The 2191-nt window shown below is 63.4% G+C and carries 2 protein-coding genes; both read right to left on the bottom strand.

The annotated features are described in order from the left end of the window. Positions 1-308 (bottom strand): transposase (locus ACFFIC_RS25865; protein ID WP_377055854.1); only part of this gene is annotated, 308 nt, incomplete at its 3' end. A gap of 345 nt (positions 309-653) precedes the next feature. Further along, positions 654-2191: Ig-like domain-containing protein (locus ACFFIC_RS25860; protein ID WP_377055852.1), on the bottom strand; the 1538-nt coding region annotated here is incomplete at its 5' end.

The raw sequence follows: 2191 nt of genomic DNA, 5'->3' as shown, positions 1-2191 counted from the left end.
AAATCATTCGCTGTCTCAAGCGCTACGTCGCCCGTGAGATCTACGGCTATCTTTGTGCCAAGCACAGGCCATTCAACGCGGCCTCCAGCAGCCCTTGACCAACATAGGAGCTTCCATGTGTAGTATAGGCTCTCGGCGATGCCCTCGCGGCGGCATAGAGCCGCGATGCTCTCCTCCCCCCGCAAACCCTCCAGCACGACCCGGATCTTGTCCTCGGCCGAGTAGTGCTTGCGGGTCGCCCGGCGGATGTCGCGCACCACCCGATCGGCGGGCGGCTTCGCGTTCGGTGTCGCTGGCTTCTGGCTCATGGCTCGTTCCCTGGCGGTTACGATGAGCCAGAAACCCTCCTTTCCTCAACCATCCCCGCCTGTCTCATGAGCCCTGACGGCGGACAGGCGTTGCCCTTGAGAGGCATGGCAGGCGTCCCTCATGGTCCAAGAGATCATTCCTGTGGCAGCCTACTCCAGCGCCCCCATTGGGGCGACCCGTGCAACAAGATGACACCGCTCGGTTGGTCGCAGTGCTGCTGGAGGTGGTCGTCTTTAGCCGCGACCACCTCCACCAATCGATGCACTCAGAGCAGCGTTCAGCTACGCCCTGGTGGTGGACCCAAAGTGCCACACACCTGCGAAGCTAGACAGGCTCCGGTAAAGTCAGGCGAACCATAGCAGCCCATCCTGCTGAGTCTGCTGTGGCAAGTCTGCGCGGGTGAGCCCGGTCCAAGTAACGGACGTGTCGATCACGCCGTTGCCATCGATGTCCGCATGCATGGTGACACCCTTGTAGCCCTCCGCTCCGTCCTGATCGATCCAGGTCACTTGGCTCACACCCGGGCGCCAGCCCCACAGCGACAGCTGCTCGCCCCCATCCCAATCGGTGATGGTTGACCAAGTGGTCCCGCCCTCCCGAGCGTCCAGGAAGAAGACATCCTGTCCAGTGCCACCGGTGAGGAAGTTCGAGCCCGTGCCGCCATCCAGCACGTCATCACCCTCTCGCCCGTCGGCTGCGTCATCGCCGCCCGCCAAGCTGAGGAAATCGTTCAGCTCTGTCGAGAGGACCGCTTCGCCGTTCATGGTGCCGAGGAACTCATATTGCAGGTACGATACAGGTCCCTCGTAAGGAATAGCTTTGACCTGGCCGGAGAACTCCGAAGCCGTCACGTAGATCGGCGGCAGGTCAAACTCCGCAATGCTCACCAGAACCGCGGCCGAAGTGCTGGAGGTATTTCCGGCCGCGTCAGTCACAACCGTGGTCAGGTTGTGATTTCCAACCGAAAGCGCCGAACTGGTGACACTCCACGTCCCGTCCTGCTGCACAGTGGCAGTGCCGAGCACTGCCACGCCATCGGTGTCGTACAGAGTGACAAGCGAGCCTGCCTCGCCCACGCCGGTGAGGGTCGGCGTGGTCCGGGTGGTGACATTGTCGCCGGGCACCCCCGTGTCACTTCCCGGAGCCAGACCGGTGAGTGCTGGAGCGGAGGGTAGGGTCCTGTCGATGGCAAGGAGCAGGGGCGAGGAAGGAGCCGACACATTCCCCGCCATGTCCGTCACCCTGGCGGTTAAGGCGTGGCTACCCTCGCTGAGTTCTGTGCTCGTCAGCGACCACAGGCCATTCTCCCGTACCGTCGTGGCGCCAAGTACCGTCAGCCCATCAGTATCATACAAAGTGACAAGCGAGCCTGCCTCACCCGTTCCTGTGACTGTGGGGGTAAGGTCTGTCGTGCTGCTTCCGTCCTGAGCACCACTGTCGCTCCCGACATCGAGCTTGAGTTCGCCCGGTGTGGCCGGAAGGTCGGCGTCCAAATTAAAACTGATGTTCGTCGACGGCCCAGTGTTACCGGCAGCGTCGCTTGCCGCTGCGGTGATCGTGTGCTGGCCCGACCCGAGCGCCGCGAGATCGGCCGCGGAGACCGTGTAGGTCCAATTCGCCCCGTCCACGGTCGCCGCTCGCATCTGCCCACCGATGGAGAGCGCGACCGTGCTGCCCTGCTCCGTTGTGCCGCTAATCACCACACCCGCTGCTTGCTCAGCGACGTTGATGACCCCGTCACCCGCAATCGGCAGCACCACGGTGGGCACCACCGGCTGAGTGGTGTCGACGACCAGCGACTGGGTGACGGGCGCGGAGGTGTTCCCGGCGCTGTCCGTCGCGGTCACCTGAACCGGGTTGGCGCCGTTGGGATCGATCACCA

It is taken from the genome of Muricoccus vinaceus, assembly GCF_042433125.1.
Lineage (GTDB): Bacteria > Pseudomonadota > Alphaproteobacteria > Acetobacterales > Acetobacteraceae > Roseomonas > Roseomonas vinacea.
This window is presented reverse-complemented; position numbering and strand designations above follow the sequence as displayed.